This window comes from Allobosea caraganae (assembly GCF_003351345.1).
Classification (GTDB): Bacteria; Pseudomonadota; Alphaproteobacteria; order Rhizobiales; family Beijerinckiaceae; genus Allobosea; species Allobosea caraganae.
This window is the reverse complement of sequence record NZ_QQTO01000020.1, coordinates 28,346-43,239: the sequence shown is the minus strand read 5'-3', so window position 1 is coordinate 43,239 and position 14,894 is coordinate 28,346. Positions and strand designations below refer to the sequence as shown.

The following is a 14,894-nucleotide window of genomic DNA, read 5'->3' as shown; positions in this document are numbered from 1 at the left end:
GCAGGCGGCATTCCCAATGCGCCAGCCGCAGATCGGCTACCAGATGACGAAGCTCAGTTCCGCCCGCCGCGCGCGACGCGCTCGATCTCGGCGCGGACCAGCCGCTCGACCATGGTCGGCAGGTTGTCGTCGAGCCAAGTCTTGAGCATCGGCTTCAGCATGTCCTTGACCAGATCCTCGAGCGTGCGGGCGTTGTTGCTCAGGACGGTGTGGGCGAGCGCGCCGAAGGCGTTGTGGACGGACGAGCTGGTCTGGTCTGAGATCAGCGAAGCCATGTCGAAGGGCGGTGGCGGGGCCGGCTGGAACGGCGGCGGCACGAAGGCCTGGGCCGGCGGCTCGGGCGGCAGCATCGGCGCGGGCTCCGGCTCGGGAGCGGCGGCCTCGACCTCGGGCGCATCGAGGAAATCGATGTCCTGCGCTTCCGGCTCGGGCGGCGGGATCAGGCTGGCCTCGGCGCCGAGGTCGAGCACGTCCTCGTCGATATCGGCGGCCGGGCCCTCAGCCGCCGGGGCGGGTTCCGCCACGGGAGCAAGCTCCGGCTCCGGCGCGGCGGCGGCAGGCTTGTCGTCGTCCGCGATGATCCGGCGGATGGAGGCGAGAATCTCCTCCATCGACGGTTCGTTGGGCTTCGGTTGCGCGCTCATGCTGGATCCGGACCACTCGACACCGGGCGCGTCACCAGAATCAACGCTGCCCCAAAGTTGAGTATTTCACCGAAAGGGCAGCAAGCAAGGCAGGTTTCAGCCCACCCACAGGAGAAATCCGGTCTGTTGCCGGAATGTCTCCTAAGGTCAGGCAGGAAAGCCGTGATTACCGGACCAAAGACAGTTAGGTCAGCGAGACCTTCCGAGAACTCGCTGACGTAAGCCGGCTGGCGTGGCTGTCGAGAACCGGGGCGCAACCCACCTTGGTACGTGACACCGGAAGCACGGAGAGCCGCGTCAGGCAGCCACGTCGGTGGGATGCCGCTCAGCGGCCGTCGGGCGTCTGCGTGCCCCAGAGCAGGCCCTTGACCTGGTCGTAGTGGCGGCGGGCGTCGTAGACCTCGGTCTTGAGCTTCAGCGTCGTGGCCGAGAGCTTGCCGGTCGCCGAGAGCACCGAATAGGAGGCGACGACGCGGTCGCGCTGCGCGGTGACCAGGGTCGAGCGGGCGCTGACCAGTTCCTGCTGGGCGTTGAGCACGTCGAGCGTGGTGCGCTGGCCGACCTTGGCCTCTTCGCGCACGCCGGCGAGCGCGGTCTCGGCGGCCTGGACCTGGGCCTGCGCGGCGATGATCTGCGCCTTGGCGGCATCGAGCCCGCCCCAGGCCGAGACCACGGCGGCACGCACCGTGTCACGCTGGGTGTCGACGTCGATCCGGCGCTGGCCGGCGGTTTCCTTGGCCTGGCGGGTGCGGGAATAGATCTGCCCGCCCTCGTAGATCGGAATGGTCAGGCGGCCGACGATGCTGGCCGTGTTGACCTTGTCGCCGCCGAACTGGTTGTCGTAGCGCCGGGCGACGCTGCCGATGACGTCGAGCGAGGGATAGAGATCGGACTCGGTGACCTTGACCTGCAACTCGGCGACATCGACGCCATGCAGCGCCGCGACGATCGCCGGATGCACCACCAGCGCGCTCCTGAGCGCAACGTCGAGGCTCTTGGGCAGCAGGTTCTCGACCGGGCGGCCGGGCGCCAGCGACTTCGGCTCGACGCCGACATTCTGGCGGTAGCGCGCGATGCTGGTCTTCAGGTTGGATTCGGCCAGGATCGCCTGCGACTGCGCCGAGGAGAGCCGGGCTTCGGCCTGCGCGACGTCGGTGCGGGTGACTTCACCGACCTGAAACCGGTCGCGGGTCTGGCGCAGCTGCTCCTCGAGAACCTCGACGTTGTTGCGGTTGAGGTTGAGGATCGCCGTGTCGCGCAGCACGTTCATATAGGAGGTCGCGGCATCGAGCAGCACGTTCTGCTCGGTGTTCTGCAAGGTCGCGCGAGCGCCGAGCACCTGCGATTCGGCCGCGCTGACGCCGCTCGCGGTGCCGCCGCCGTTGAAGATGTTCTGGCTGACCTGGACGCCGACGCCGCGCGGCGCGGTTCGTTCGGTCGAGCGGTTGCTGACGCCGCCCACGGTCGGGATGTGCGAATTGGTGATCTCGGCGCCGATATCGGCGGAGGCCGTGATCTGCGGCCGGTAGCCCGAGAGCGCCTGCGGCACGTTCTCGTTGGTGACGCGCACCTGGGCGCGCTGCGAATTCAGGGTCGGATTGCCGTTATAGGCGCGGGAAAGCGCCGCTTCCATGGTTTGCGCGGAGGCCGGCGCGAAGTGCGCCGCCCCAAGAAGTGTGGTCAGCACCGCCGCGAGGCTGTAGCCGAACCGCTTCCGCTTTACTTCGTTTTCAATCACGTGGACGCCTCTTGCGGACTGGAGTCGCGCCCAGGCATCGCCCCAGCCTCGGCAAAGTTCATACAAATCATAGCCATCGCCAAGCCCTAGGCCAACGCCGCGCTGACGTTGCGACGGTTTCTCTGTCGCAGTGCCGCAAAAATGCGACACCTTTAGAACACGAAACCCGGTTTCCGGCGGAATTCCTCAAGAATCGGCGCCGCCGCATCGAAGACGGGCCGCGCCGACATCGACTCCCCGGCCTTCTGATAGAGCTTCACCCGGGCCGAGCGACCGATTCCCTCGATCGCGATCAGCCTGCCGCCGTTCTTCACCAGCCCGAACAAGCTTTCCGGCGCCGTCTCGCAGGCGCCGCTGACCAGCACCGCGTCGAAATCCGAATCGGCCGGCCGCGAGGCACTGAGCGTGACGCCCGCCGTGCCCGCCTGCTTGAGCGCGCCCTGCGCCAGGGCGAAGGCCGCTTCATCCGGCTCCCAGAGCGTCGCCTGCGTGCCCATCTCGGCCATCAGCGCTGCGCCGAAGCCGCTGCCGCCGCCATATTCGAGGACCTTCTCGCCCGGCTGGAGATCGAGCACCTGGATCATCCGCGCGATCACCATCGGCGCCATCAGCGCGCGGCCGGTGCCCGGCAGCGGCACGGGCTGGTCGAGATAGGCGAGATGGGAGAGCTCGGCCGGCACGAAGGCCTCGCGCGGCACCCGGTCGGCCGCGGCGAGCAGGGTGCGGTCGGTCACTTCGTAAGTGCGCAGCTGGCAATCGACCATCACGCGGCGCAGCTCTGTGAAGCCGTCCATGTTCGCAATCTCCGTCAGCGCAGCACCACGAGCCGCTCCGCCTCAGCTTTTGTTCGAGCCCGCCGAAAAAGGCAAGATGGCGGCAGGCGCCTGCGTAGCACCGCAGCATGACACAATGGCATGGGCGACGCTCGCGTCATCTCTGCCGCCCGGTCGGCGAAGCCAAGATTAGAACCCGTATAAACTACTGATCCCAATCACGTTTCCCAATCCAGCCAACACATTTCGGCCGCGTTGACCGGCCAAAGCCGTTGCAATACGGCAAGCCCCGTCCAGTTCGGCACCGTTTGGTTCGTTCACGCGGGAACTGGGGAATCACTGCCATGCTCGTTCCCTTCCTCATCATGCTGCGCGAAGGCATCGAGGCCGCGCTGATCGTGGGGATTATTGCGAGTTACCTCGCCCGCACCGGCCGGAGCGAATGGCTGCCGGCGCTCTGGGTCGGCGCCGTGCTCGCCTGCGGCGCGAGCCTCGCGGTCGGCGCCGGGCTCGACATCGTCAGCGGCGAGTTGCCACAGCGGGCGCAGGAGCTGTTCGAGGCCTGCGTCGGATTGATCGCCGTGGCGCTGCTGACCTCGATGGTGTTCTGGATGCGCAAGGCCGCCCGCAGCATCAAGGGCGAGCTGCATGCCGGCATCGACGCGGCGCTGTCGGGCGAGCGGCAGGGGCTGGCCCTGGTCGGCCTCGCCTTCCTGGCGGTGGCGCGCGAAGGGCTCGAATCCGTCTTCTTCCTCCTCGCCGTCCTGCAGCAGAGCAGCGGCTGGGAGGCGCCGGCCGGGGCCGCGCTCGGCCTTGCCGGCGCGGTGGTCGTCGGCTTCGCCATCCACGCGATGGGGATGAAGCTCAACCTGCGCGTCTTCTTCCGCTGGACCGGCATCTTCATCCTGTTCGTCGCGGCCGGGCTGGTCGCCAATGCAGTGCGCGCCCTGCACGAGGCCGGGCTGTGGAACGGCTTGCAGCAGATCGCCTACGACATCGGCGCGCTCCTGCCGGTCGACGGCCCCCTCGGCTCGGTGCTTTCCGGCTTCTTCGGCTATCAGGAGCGCGCCACGCTCGGCGAGGTGCTGGCCTATCTCGCCTTCCTCGTCCCCACCCTCGCCTTCTTCCTCGCGACCGGCCGGCCCGAGCCGAAGCTGAGCGGAGCCCGGCCGTGACCGCCGCGGCCTCCAGTGGCAAGCCCTCGCCTGCCCTGCGCCTCGCCATGGCCGGCACGGCGCTGATCCTCTGCGGCGGGGTGGCCGCCTTCTTCTATGCGGCCCAGCGCGGCGCCAAGCCCCGCCCCGGCCAAAGCTCCGCCCAAGATGTCGCCATCGCCATCACCGAGCGCACCTGCGAGCCGGCGCAGATCACGGTGCCGGCCGGCAAGACCTCCTTCATTGTCACCAATCGCAGCCAGCGCGCGCTCGAATGGGAGATTTTGGACGGCGTCATCGTGGTCGAGGAGCGCGAGAACATCGTGCCCGGCCAGTCGCGCCGGCTGACGGCGCAGCTCCATCCCGGCGAATACGCCATGACCTGCGGCCTGCTCAGCGCGCCGCGCGGCAGGCTGATCGTCAAGGCCTCGAACGATGCCGCTGCGCCCAAGCTCGCGCTGATGGATTTCATCGGGCCGGTGGCGGAATACCGGGTCTACCTGATCGGCCAGTCCGATGCGCTGGCGGCGGCGCTGGAACAGTTGCGGGGCGCGGCAGAAGCCCGCGACATCGACGCAGTCGCTCAGCGCGCCGCCGAAGCCAGCGCAGCCTTTGCCCGCCTGCAACCGGCGCTGACCGACGATGAACTGAAGGCGGGCCCGATCGCCGATCTCAAGCTCGCCCTCGCCAACGCGGCAGGCTCGCGCTCGGAAGCGGATCTGGCGACATTCGTCAAATCGCCGGCGTCGCTGCAAGACAAGGCCAAGGCGCTAGCCGACGCTCTCGCCGCACGCACGGTGCTGCCCGATGCCATGCTTGGCGGGGCGGTGCGAGCCGCAGCCGGGCTCGTGAAGCCGAGCGAGGCCTCAGCCTCGCAAGTGGCTGGTATCCGCAAGATCGTCGAACTGCTGCAGCCCTTGGTCACGCGGCTGGACGCCCCCCTCGCCGCAAAGACCGCCGCCGATCTCGGCACGGTCGAGCGCGGACCGGACAGCGCTGGCGCATCAGCAGCCCTGGCCGGCGACCTTACCGCCATGCGCGCGAAGCTGACGCTCGACGCAAGCGGGAAGACGCCATGAGCAAGCCCGCCGATCCTTTCCGCCCCTCGCGCCGCGCGCTGCTCTCGGCCGGCGCGGTCGCGCTCGGCTCCTGCCCTTTCTCAGGCGCCGTCGCCGCCCCTGCGCAGAACCCCGCCGCCGCGCCTGAAAGCGACGACACAGCCCAGCGCCAGCCCTTCTATGGCAGGCACCAGCCCGGCATCGTCACGCCGCGCCCGGCCACCGGGCTCGTCGCCGCCTTCGACGTGGTCGCGACCTCGCTCGACGATCTCGATCGGCTGTTCCGGCTGCTGACCGAGCGCATCGCCTTCCTGATGCAGGGCGGCGAGGCACCGACGGCCGACCCGGCCTATCCGCCACCCGATAGCGGCATCCTCGGCCCGGTGATCGCGCCCGACAACCTGACCATCACGGCCGCGCTCGGCTCGTCCCTCTTCGACGAGCGCTTCGGCCTGGCGCCGCTGAAGCCCGCGCATTTGCAGCGCATGCGGCGCTTCCCGAACGACGCGCTCGACGGCGCGCTCTGCCATGGCGACCTCTTGCTGCAAATCAGCTCGAACAGCGCCGACACCAACATCCACGCGCTGCGCGACATCGTGAAGAACACGCCCGACCTGCTGATCCTGCGCTGGAAGCAGGAGGGCACCGTGCCGGCGCGGCCCGCCAAGCCCGGCACGCCGCCGGAAAGCGCGCGCAACCTGCTCGGCTTCCGCGATGGCACCGCCAATCCCGACGCGGCCGAAGCCGACCTGATGGACCGACTCGTCTGGGTCCAGGCCGATGCCGGCGAACCGGACTGGGCAACGGGCGGCACCTATCAGGTCGTCCGCCTGATCCGGAACTTCGTCGAGCGCTGGGACCGCACGGCGCTGCGCGAGCAGGAGGAGATCATGGGCCGCGAGAAGGCGACCGGCGCGCCGCTCGGCTTGGCCCGGGAATATGACGTGCCGGACTACGCCTCCGATCCCGAAGGCAAGCGCACCCGGCTCGACGCCCATATCCGCCTCGCCAACCCGCGCCGGCCCGAGACGGACGCAAGCCGCATGCTGCGCCGGCCCTTCAACTATTCGAACGGCGTCACCAGGGCCGGCCAGCTCGACATGGGCCTGCTCTTCATCTGCTTCCAGCAGGACCTGGAGCGCGGCTTCATCGCCGTCCAGAAGCGCCTCAACGGCGAGCCGCTGGAGGAATACATCAAGCCCGTCGGCGGCGGCTATTACTTCGCCCTGCCCGGCGTCCAGGCCAAGGGCGAGCACCTCGCCCATGCGCTCATCACCGCGGCCCGCGCCCGGGTCGCCTCCGCAACGACACCCAACTCGAAAAAGACAGGAGACTAGGATGGCCAAGCGTTTCGCCTGGCTGGCCGGCGCCAGCATGATCGTCGCCGTGATCGCGAGCCCGGCTCTCGCCGTCTCGCCGCTCGAGCTCGTCACCCCGATCGCGGACTACAAGCTCTACGTCTCGCGTGGCGTCGACACGCTGGTCCGTGACACCAAGGCCTTCACCGACGCGGTCAAGGCCGGCGACCTCGCCAAGGCGCAGTCGCTCTACGCCTCGACGCGCGTCTCCTACGAGATGATCGAGCCGATCGCCGAGCTGTTCAGCGATCTCGACGGCGCGATCGATTCACGCGCCGACGACCATGAGAAGAAGGAGGAGGATCCGGAGTTCACCGGCTTCCACAGGATCGAGTACGGGCTCTTCGCCAAGAAGAGCACGGAGGGCCTCAGCCCCTTCGCCGACAAGCTGATGAGCGACGTCAGCGACCTGCAGACTCGCGTCAGGGGCCTGACCATCCCGCCCGACAAGATGATCGGCGGCGCTGCGGCCCTGATCGAGGAGGTCGCGGCCACCAAGATCTCCGGCGAGGAGGATCGCTACAGCCATACCGACCTATGGGACTTCCAGGCCAATATCGACGGCGCCAAGAAGATCGTCGACCTGCTGCGCCCGCTGACCGAGCGCAGCGACAAGGCCTTCGCCGCCAAGGTCGACGCCAACTTCGCCACGGTCGAGAAGACGCTGGCCAAGTACCGCCTCCAGAGCGGCGGCTTCGAGACCTATGACAAGCTGAGCGAAGCCGACCGCAAGACGCTCGCGGCCGCGATCACGACGCTGGCCGAGGACCTCGCCAAGCTGCAGGGCGTGCTCGGCCTGAGCTGAGCCAGCGACTGCAGCGGCTGGCCGCCATCGAACAGGGTGGCCAGCCACTGGTCACATTGCGGCTGCCTGTTACGAAGCTCGGCTCGGGAAAAGGGCGGCCGGTTGATGGCGCCGAGCAGATAGACTCCAGCCGTCATCGCGAAGAACTCGCGGATATTGCTCAGTACACGCCGAAACGGCGGGCACTCGCATCCGCCCAACGGTTCGGCGCGTCAGAGATCACTGCTTGGCTTGGTCATGAGCGTCCGCGAGCTCGCTCGCCAGGGTGATGAGATCGGTGAACGGCTTGGTCTCCTTCCCGCAATCGATGCCGCCTTGAAGGTTGCGGCCCGACAGGCGCCAGCCATTCGCCGTCTTGTAGACCGCGATTTGCTTCTGGATTGTCTCCGAAAAATTCCGCTTAGACTGGGCATTGACGCAAAACAGAACGGCCCAGCCGCCCGTGATAGGGTCCTGATGGACGTTAGGTCCGGTTATCGTTGCGCTGCTGACGCGGGCACGCGGCGAGAACGGGCCGGCCTTCATCTCGTTCGCATTGACCAGCGCCTGAGCGATCATTCGGCGAATGAGAGGCTCTTGCTCCTTCGCTTGCTGCAGCGCCTCTTCCGACCCCGGCGGCATCGAACCCGGACGCGCTGCATTCATGCAGCCAGCGAGAGCGGCCGAGATGCTCAGCACCGCTGTTAGACGAGCAATCATGTGCCTCCCCCTATCAGGTAGGCAAACCTAAGATCACCGATCGCTAGTTGTGCAAGGCTTTGAATTGCCAGCAACGCATGCGGCCGAGCGTTGTTGCATTTTAGCAATCGCCATCAGGGCCACTTCTCGGCCTCCGCCGTTGCCAGCTCAAATTCGTTGCAGCGTTACGTTGGCGACCAGGGTACCGGCCGGTCGGCCCGGTCGCCAGGCGGCGCAGCGTTCGTTCAATGCGAGCCGCCGCTAAATTTGCTACCCATGTGCTACCCAGGCCAATTTCAGGAGAAATTGCCAATGCTTCGAAAACACCGTGGGAGCACTGGCTCCCGGAGCAGGATTCGAACCTGCGACCAATCGATTAACAGTCGATTGCTCTACCGCTGAGCTATCCGGGACCGGTGGGCGGCGTATAGCGGCGCTCCCCCATGGGCGCAAGCCCTTTACGACATTCCCATGGCAGGAAATCGCTTGGGACAATGTTCGCCTGTGCATGGCGTCGGATTGGGTTGCGGGCAGGCCCGCCATGTGGTTATACGCGGCGCTAAGGAATTCGCCGTATGGCAATTCCCAGGATGGCCTCGTGGCGGAGTGGTTACGCAGAGGACTGCAAATCCTTGCACCCCGGTTCGATTCCGGGCGAGGCCTCCAAACTCCCGATCAGTCGCTGATAGTCGCTCCCTGCGGTGCCACCGGCTGCGACGCGCTTCCGTCTCAGGCTCGCAGCGCCTGGGCGCCCGCGTTCGGAATCAGTCGCCGCTTTAAGCTGTTCCGCCTTGTGGCGATCGCTCCGGTGACGAACCTTTCCCTCCATCGGCAGTTCCTCGAAGGCGCTCTTTCCGGCGCGACACACTGGCCTACTCGCAGAAACGTCGAGGCAAGCTTGCGATGAGCGCATCCTCCCTTGTCTGGTTCCGCGACGACCTCCGGCTCGCCGACAATTCCGCCCTCGCAGCGGCCGCATCGCGCGGCCCTGTATTTTGCCTCTACATCCACGACGAGGGGCCAGAACGTCGGCCGCTCGGCGGCGCCGCGCGCTGGTGGTTGTCGCGCTCGCTCGCTGCCCTGGCGAAAAGCCTGACGGATAAGGGCGGCGCGCTCGTGCTGATGCAGGGCGACCCGGCCCGAATCCTTCCGGAAGTCGTGGCCGCATGCGGCATCGATATCGTCAGTTGGAACCGGCGCTATGACGGCGCCGCGGTCGCGCTCGACACGGCGCTGAAGGCGAATCTCCTGGCTGCCGGCGTCAAGGTCGAAAGCCACAACGCGAACCTGCTCAACGAGCCCTGGGAGATCGCCACCACCAGCGGAACGCCGATGAAGGTGTTCACGCCCTATTGGCGCGCCGCCCGGGCCAAGGGCGAGCCGGCGACGCCAGGACCCGCGCCAGAGCGAATCGACGCCCTGCCCTTGCCGCCACAGTTGAAAAAGCGTGCGCTCCCCCTCGAGGCGCTGGCGCTCGAGCCGACCGCGCCCGATTGGGCCGGAGGGCTGCGCGAAGCCTGGATGCCGGGCGAAGCTGGCGCCCGACAGGCTCTGGCCGAGTTTCTCGATGGGCCGATTCGCGGCTATGGCGAGGAGCGCGATCGCCCGGATAAGGCCGCGACCTCGCGGCTTTCGCCGCATCTGCGCTTCGGCGAGCTCAGCCCGCGTCAGATCTGGCATGCGGCGCAGGCCGCCGCCCATGCGCATCCGGCATTGCAGGGCGATGTCGACAAGTTCCTCTCGGAGATCGGCTGGCGCGAGTTCTCCTACCATCTGCTCTTCCACAATCCCGGTCTGGCGACGGCGAACTACAACCGGCGCTTCGACAGGTTTCCGTGGCGGAACGATTCGGCGGCGTTGCGCGCCTGGCGGCGCGGGCAGACCGGCTATCCGATCATCGATGCCAGCATGCGCGAGCTCTGGACGACCGGCTGGATGCATAACCGCGTGCGGATGGTCGTGGCCTCCTTCCTGATCAAGCACCTGCTGATCGACTGGCGCGAGGGCGAGGCCTGGTTCTGGGACACGCTGGTCGATGCCGACCCGGCCAACAATCCTGCGAGCTGGCAATGGGTCGCGGGCTCGGGCGCCGACGCCGCCCCCTATTTCCGCATCTTCAATCCGGTCACGCAGGGCGAGAAGTTCGACCCCAAGGGCTCATATGTCCGCCGCTGGGTGCCGGAGATCGCCGGCCTCGGCGACAAGTCGATTCATCAACCCTGGAAGGCGCGCCCGGCGGAGCTCGCGGCCACCAACATCCGGCTCGGCGAGACCTATCCCGAGCCGATCATCGCGCTCGATTTAGGCCGCCGCCGCGCTCTCGATGCGCTGGCAACGCTGGGCGGCAACTGACGCAAGCGCCGTCCCGCGGGACGATGCGGCTAGCCGCCGCGCCTGGACAGTCGCGTGACCGCGCGGAAATAGAGCGGGTACGGCAGCAGGTTCAGCAGCTTCAGCCCCCAGGCCATCCGGCGCGGGACGGCGATCTCGAAGCCGCCGCGCTCGAAGCCGTCGACCGCGCGCCGCGCCGCCTCCTCGACCGGCATCAGGAACGGCATCAAATATTCGTGCTTCTGCGTCATCGGCGTGTCGATGAAGCCGAGATTGAGCACCTGCACGCGGATGCCGAACTTCTCGCAGCCCGGCTTCAGCGATTCGCACAGATAGATCGCTCCCGCCTTCGAGGTGCCATAGGCCACCGCGCCCGGCAGGCCGCCATAGCCGGCGACCGAAGCGTTCACGACGATGTGCCCGCGCCCACGCTGCTTCATCCGCTCCAGCACCGCGGCAAGCCCGCGGGCGGCACCGAGCAGGTTGATGTCGACAGCCGCCTCCAGCGCCGCAAGGTCGAGCGGCTCGGTCTTGGATTTCGGCGCGATGCCGGCATTGAGGAAGGCGAGTGCGATCGGCCCGTGCACGCTCTCGATGCCCTCGACCAGCGCCCGCATCGCCGCAGCATCGGTGACGTCGCCGGCATGGGCGACGATGCGGCCGGGCAGGTCGGCGGCACTGTCGGCGATCACCTCCAGCAGGTCGAGCCGGCGCGCCGTGATCGCCACCGTCCAGCCACGCTCGGCCAGTTCGAGCGCCACCGCCTCGCCGATGCCGGAGCTCGCGCCGGTGATCCAGGCGACGCCGTCCTTCGGCTGCATGCGCGGCAATGACATGGGCTCTCCGGGGCTGTCATAAGGGATTACCGCCGCGCCCTGCCCCCGTGCAATGGTCAACGCTGCCGAAACATGCGGCTATGGCGCGGCGCGCGCATTCGGTGCATCGTCCGCCGCGACCGGCGCCGCCAATGCGCCACGAAAACGAAGATCCGGGACTTGAAGCCGATGCCGACCGAATTGCTGTTCCGCGACGACGCCTATCTGAGGGAGACGCCGGCCAAGGTCGAGGCCGTCAACGAGCTCGGCGGCATTGTGCTCGACCGCACCATCTTCTACGCCACCGGCGGCGGCCAGCCCGGCGATGTCGGCGTGCTCCGGCGCGGCGACGGTTCCGAGATCGCGATCGGCACCACGATCTACAACAAGGAAGACAAGAGCCAGGTCATCCATGTCCCGGCCGCGGACCAGGCCGCGCCCGCCGTTGGCGAGACCGTGACCCTCGTGCTCGACTGGGAGCGCCGGCTGAAGCGCATGCGCATCCACACCGCGCTGCATTTGCTCAGCGTCGTGCTGCCCTACCCCGTCACCGGCGGCTCGATCGGCGATGGCGATGGCAGGCTCGACTTCGACATTCCCGAGGGCGGGCTCGACAAGGCCGAGGTCGCGGAGAAGCTGAACGAACTCGTCGCCCGCAACGCCGCCGTCACCGAAAGCTGGATCACCGACGCGGAGCTCGACGCCAATCCCGGCCTGGTCAAGACCATGTCGGTGCAGCCGCCGCGCGGCTCGGGCCGCGTCCGCCTGGTCTCGATCGAGGGCATCGACCTGCAGCCCTGCGGCGGCACGCATGTGCGCAACACCTCCGAGATCGGCCTTGTCGCGATCACCGATATCGAGAAAAAGGGCAAGCAGAACCGGCGCGTGCGCATCGCCCTCGCCTGAAATCCTTGAGAAAGACGGGAAACGCCCAATGGCCCGCGATGATGTCTTCGTCTCCACCGACTGGCTGGCCGAGCGCCTGAACGCGCCCGACGTCGTCGTGGTCGACGGCTCCTGGTACCTGCCGGTCCATGCCCGCGATCCGCATGCCGAATATGCCGAGCGCCGCATTCCCGGCGCGCTGCGCTTCGACATCGACACGGTCAAGGACACGGGCTCCGATCTGCCGCACATGTTGCCCCGGCCTGAAATCTTCGCCGCCACTGTGGGCGGGATCGGCATCGGCGACGGCATGAAGATCGTCGTCTATGACGGGCTCGGCCTGTTCTCGGCCCCGCGCGTGCGCTGGACCTTCAAGACCTTCGGCGCCAAGGACGTGGTGATTCTCGAAGGCGGCTTCCCGAAATGGCAGGCGGAAGGCCGGCCGGTCGAGGAAGGCCCGCCACGCTCCCGTGCCGCCCGCACCTTCACTGCAAGGCTCGACCATTCGGCCGTGGCCGATGCCGGCGATGTCGAGCGCGCGCTCGGTAGTGGCTCCATCCAGGTCGTCGACGCGCGCCCGGGCGACCGCTTCCGTGGCGAGGCGCCGGAACCGCGCCCCGGCGTGCGCTCCGGCCATATGCCGGGCTCGCTCAGCCTGCCCTTCCCGGCCATCGTCGCGGATGGCGCGCTGAAATCGCCCGAGGCGATCGCGGCCGCTTTTGCCGAGGCGGGCGTCGACCTGGACAAGCCGCTGATCACCAGTTGCGGCTCGGGCGTCTCGGCGGCGATCCTCTCGGCCGCGCTGGAGACGATCGGCAAGCCGGCGCGCGCGATCTATGACGGCTCCTGGGCCGAATGGGGCGCCAGCGACCGCCCGATCGCGACCGGGCCAGCCAAGAAGGGCTGAACTTACCTCACCCTCGCCGTCATCCCGGCCGGAGCGCAGCGTAGCGCCGGGATCCATCGCAAGGCTCAGCGCTCTACGATGGATCCCGGAGCGGCGCCGCTTCGCGGCTTGTCCGGGATGACGGCGCTATTTCCGGATAGCTGGCACGTTCAATACGTCGCCCGGCCGCCCGACAGGTCAAAAATACCGCCAGTCGAGAACGAGCATTCGTCGGAGGAGAGCCAGAGCACCATCCTCGCGACTTCCTCGATCTCGACGAAGCGGCCCATCGGGATGCGCGCGAGGATGTCGGCCCGGCGCTCGGCCGTGATCTCCTTCGCCATTGCCGTTTCGGCGGCGGCGGGCGTGATCGCGGTGACGATGATGCCGTCCTTCGCCGTCTCCTTGGCGACGCTCTTGGTCAGCGCCAGCAGCCCGGCCTTGGAGGCGCTGTAGGCCGCGGCAAGCGCCATGCCTTCCTTGCCCTGGATCGAGGCGATGTTGACGATGTGGCCGCGCAGGGCGTGCTGGCTGACCGCGGTCTCGCGCGGCACCTGCGCCCGCATCCGCCCGACCACGGCGCGCGTGACCAGGTAGGCGCCGAACAGGTTGACCTGCAGCACGCGCTGAAAGTTCTCCGGTGAGGTCTCCCAGACCGGCTTCACCTCGCCGAGCACGCCGGCATTGTTGATCAGGATGTCGATGCGGCCGCCGCTCTGGAAGGCCGCCTCCGCCCCGATCTCGACTGCGGCCGCGTCGGTGATGTCGATATGGCGGGCGCTCGCGGCCGGGCCGAGATCGGCGGCGGCTTCGGCCAGAGCGGCCGCATTCGCGTCCCAGAGTTCGACGGTGGCGCCCGCATCGATCAACGCCTGGGCAATGCCGCGCCCGAGCCCGCCGGCGCCGCCGGTGACGATGGCCCGGCGGCTGCGCAGATTGTAGCGCGCCCCCATCAGCCGGCGCTCCAGGGTGTCTTGGTCCGAGTGACCTGATGGCGGTAGAGCCCGAGATCGAACGGCCCCTCTGCGCCTAAAGCCTCCAGCTTGCCGGCCGCAAGCTCCGCCTTGGCCAGCGCGATGAAATCGACCTCGTCGCCCCAGCCTTCGAGCAGCAGCACCCAGCGCGGTACCGTGTTGGCAACGCCGCGCGCCTTCTGCTCGGCGGTGGCGACGCCACTGGCTTCGGCATCGGCGGTCAGGAGATGGACGCCGGCGATGCCGGGCTTGGCGAGCAGGTCGGGAATGGTCTGGCGCAGCAGTTTGGCCCTGTGCTCGGCGGCCTTCTCGTCCGCCACGTCATAGCGCAGCGTTGCGATCAGGCCGCCCTGGGACGGCCCCGCCGTATGCGCGACGCGGCAGATCGAGCGGGCGACCGAACGAAAATGCTTCACCGTCGAGAGCGTCCATGGCGTCGGCGCGTTCACCCGCGCCGTATAATCCTGGCCCTTGAGTGTCTCGACGCTCAAGGCTTCGTAAAGGTTGAAGAATTCGAGGCTGGCCTCGATCGCGACATAACGCCGGCCGCGCAGGAAGCCGGGGATGCCGACCCGCTCCGGCATGTGCTCCTGGCCGTGCCAGGCATAGAACTCGCCGCGCCCTTCCGGAGCGATGTCGTGCCAGATCGCGACCGCTCCCTCACCTGCCAGACTCATGGTCGCTCCCTCACCGTCAAGGCTCGTTGACTCGGCCCTGCCCCGCTTCTATACGAAACTCAATTCTGAATTGGAATGCTATTCCAAAAATAACAGAGACGGCAGGAACGGCTAAGGA

General features: G+C 67.8%; 14 protein-coding genes and 2 tRNA genes. 8 read left to right on the top strand and 8 right to left on the bottom strand.

The window, feature by feature from the left end:
* Positions 1-53: 53 nt before the first annotated feature.
* The 3 genes from DWF00_RS30175 to DWF00_RS13200 form a co-directional block, all read right to left on the bottom strand.
* Positions 54-611, bottom strand: a complete 558-nt coding sequence (locus DWF00_RS30175; RefSeq protein WP_465247584.1) for a PopZ family protein — start codon at positions 609-611, stop codon at positions 54-56.
* A gap of 358 nt (positions 612-969) precedes the next feature.
* Entirely contained in the window at positions 970-2,382 is a 1,413-nt protein-coding gene (locus DWF00_RS13205; protein WP_245973871.1) for a TolC family outer membrane protein, read from the bottom strand.
* 152 nt (positions 2,383-2,534) lie between these two features.
* A complete protein-coding gene (locus DWF00_RS13200; protein WP_114831336.1) occupies positions 2,535-3,176 on the bottom strand; it encodes a protein-L-isoaspartate O-methyltransferase family protein in 642 nt (213 codons plus the stop codon).
* A gap of 323 nt (positions 3,177-3,499) precedes the next feature.
* Between DWF00_RS13200 and efeU the strand changes: the two genes are divergently transcribed.
* From efeU to efeO, 4 genes are read left to right on the top strand one after another with little or no spacing between them, the layout of a single operon-like run.
* On the top strand, positions 3,500-4,330 hold the full coding sequence (efeU, locus tag DWF00_RS13195; RefSeq protein ID WP_114831335.1) for an iron uptake transporter permease EfeU: 831 nt from the start codon (positions 3,500-3,502) through the stop codon (positions 4,328-4,330).
* Complete coding sequence (locus DWF00_RS13190) at positions 4,327-5,388, top strand: cupredoxin domain-containing protein (protein ID WP_114831334.1); 1,062 nt, start codon at positions 4,327-4,329, stop codon at positions 5,386-5,388. The genes efeU and DWF00_RS13190 overlap by 4 nt, the downstream gene beginning before the upstream one ends.
* On the top strand, positions 5,385-6,704 hold the full coding sequence (efeB, locus tag DWF00_RS13185; RefSeq protein WP_114831333.1) for an iron uptake transporter deferrochelatase/peroxidase subunit: 1,320 nt from the start codon (positions 5,385-5,387) through the stop codon (positions 6,702-6,704). Before DWF00_RS13190 ends, efeB begins: the two co-directional genes overlap by 4 nt.
* A gap of 1 nt (position 6,705) precedes the next feature.
* Entirely contained in the window at positions 6,706-7,530 is an 825-nt protein-coding gene (gene efeO / locus DWF00_RS13180; protein ID WP_114831332.1) for an iron uptake system protein EfeO, read from the top strand.
* Positions 7,531-7,749: 219 nt separating this feature from the next.
* Here the strand turns inward: efeO and DWF00_RS13175 are convergent, their stop codons facing one another.
* Positions 7,750-8,229 (bottom strand): hypothetical protein, encoded by a 480-nt coding sequence (locus tag DWF00_RS13175; RefSeq protein WP_147283769.1) that lies wholly within the window; start codon positions 8,227-8,229, stop codon positions 7,750-7,752.
* 317 nt (positions 8,230-8,546) lie between these two features.
* A tRNA-Asn gene (locus tag DWF00_RS13170) sits at positions 8,547-8,621 on the bottom strand.
* A 179-nt stretch (positions 8,622-8,800) separates the two neighbouring features.
* Between DWF00_RS13170 and DWF00_RS13165 the strand changes: the two genes are divergently transcribed.
* Positions 8,801-8,874: transfer RNA gene (locus DWF00_RS13165), tRNA-Cys, on the top strand.
* A gap of 237 nt (positions 8,875-9,111) precedes the next feature.
* The gene (locus DWF00_RS13160) at positions 9,112-10,560 is read left to right on the top strand and encodes a cryptochrome/photolyase family protein (RefSeq protein ID WP_114831330.1); all 1,449 of its coding nucleotides are present in this window, start codon (positions 9,112-9,114) and stop codon (positions 10,558-10,560) included.
* A gap of 29 nt (positions 10,561-10,589) precedes the next feature.
* Here the strand turns inward: DWF00_RS13160 and DWF00_RS13155 are convergent, their stop codons facing one another.
* A complete protein-coding gene (locus DWF00_RS13155) occupies positions 10,590-11,375 on the bottom strand; it encodes an SDR family NAD(P)-dependent oxidoreductase (RefSeq protein ID WP_114831329.1) in 786 nt (261 codons plus the stop codon).
* Between the two features lie 168 nt (positions 11,376-11,543).
* Here DWF00_RS13155 and DWF00_RS13150 point away from each other — a divergent pair, with 168 nt between their 5' ends.
* Complete coding sequence (locus DWF00_RS13150) at positions 11,544-12,260, top strand: alanyl-tRNA editing protein (RefSeq protein ID WP_114831420.1); 717 nt, start codon at positions 11,544-11,546, stop codon at positions 12,258-12,260.
* Between the two features lie 28 nt (positions 12,261-12,288).
* A complete protein-coding gene (gene sseA / locus DWF00_RS13145; protein WP_114831328.1) occupies positions 12,289-13,146 on the top strand; it encodes a 3-mercaptopyruvate sulfurtransferase in 858 nt (285 codons plus the stop codon).
* A gap of 149 nt (positions 13,147-13,295) precedes the next feature.
* Here sseA and DWF00_RS13140 read toward each other — a convergent pair whose 3' ends face one another.
* Positions 13,296-14,078: an SDR family NAD(P)-dependent oxidoreductase gene (locus DWF00_RS13140; RefSeq protein WP_114831327.1), complete on the bottom strand. Its 783-nt coding sequence runs from the start codon at positions 14,076-14,078 to the stop codon at positions 13,296-13,298.
* On the bottom strand, positions 14,078-14,776 hold the full coding sequence (locus DWF00_RS13135) for a hypothetical protein (protein ID WP_114831326.1): 699 nt from the start codon (positions 14,774-14,776) through the stop codon (positions 14,078-14,080). Before DWF00_RS13135 ends, DWF00_RS13140 begins: the two co-directional genes overlap by 1 nt.
* Positions 14,777-14,894 lie beyond the last annotated feature (118 nt).